This is a genomic window from Rhodococcus sp. LB1 (assembly GCF_001583455.1).
Lineage (GTDB): Bacteria > Actinomycetota > Actinomycetes > Mycobacteriales > Mycobacteriaceae > Rhodococcus_F > Rhodococcus_F opacus.
This window is the reverse complement of sequence record NZ_LTCZ01000371.1, coordinates 1-826: the sequence shown is the minus strand read 5'-3', so window position 1 is coordinate 826 and position 826 is coordinate 1. Positions and strand designations below refer to the sequence as shown.

1 protein-coding gene and 1 pseudogene are annotated in these 826 nt (G+C 66.6%); both read left to right on the top strand.

What is annotated here, in order from left to right; all coding sequences use genetic code 11:
• Window positions 1-344: pseudogene (locus AZG88_RS36045) on the top strand (hypothetical protein); the annotation flags it as partial.
• A gap of 170 nt (window positions 345-514) precedes the next feature.
• A partial coding sequence (locus AZG88_RS36040) for a phosphotransferase (protein WP_231914307.1) occupies window positions 515-826 on the top strand: 312 nt, incomplete at its 3' end.

The following is an 826-nucleotide window of genomic DNA, read 5'->3' as shown; positions in this document are numbered from 1 at the left end:
ACCACAGCATGCTCGAGTCGTTGATGACGCGGCAGCTGATGCTCGACCAGGGTGCGGTGGTCGACTGCCGGATCGACGACTCCGTTGCGCTGAGATGGCAAAGGGTGGCCGACAAGTACGGGATCCGGCTTCACGTAGTCGAATGTGTCTGTAGCGACGAGGCCGAGCACCGCCGCCGAGTCGAAGGACGACAGCGGAACATCCCGGGCTGGCATGAGGTCGACTGGGCTCACGTTCAACGGTCGCGGGCGGAATCGTCACCGCTGACCGTGCCCCACCTGACGGTGGACGCGATGGAGCCGATCGAGGCGAACCTCGAGCGCATCCGTAGCTTGATGGTGTAGCTGTCCACCGGACTGTCGGCAGTGAGTCGCTTGTCGGCAGCGATCGGAGGCTTGTTGATGGGCGAGGTCAGGTTCGGGCAGGGCCTGGTGCGGGCGTTGCTGCGGGATCAGCATCCGGATCTGGCGGGCCTTGAGCTCCGAGATGTGGAGGGGGGTTGGGATAACCAGCAATGGCGTTTGGGGAGGAGTTGGCGGTGCGGTTGCCGCGTACCGAGCGTGCGCCTGCTTTGCTGCGCGTTGAGCAGAGGTGGTTGCCGGTGTTGGCGGGCCGGTTGCCGCTGCCTACGCCGACTCCGGTGCGTTTTGGCACACCGTCGGGCCTGTTCGAGCACACGTGGACGATCGTGCGCTGGGTGGAGGGGGAGCCGGCCGATCATGCGCCGGTCACTCGTGTCGATGCGGCTGAGGTCCTCGCCGGGTTCCTTGGTGCGCTGCACGTGCCGGCGCCCGCCGACGCGCCGGCCAACCCGACGCGCGGTATT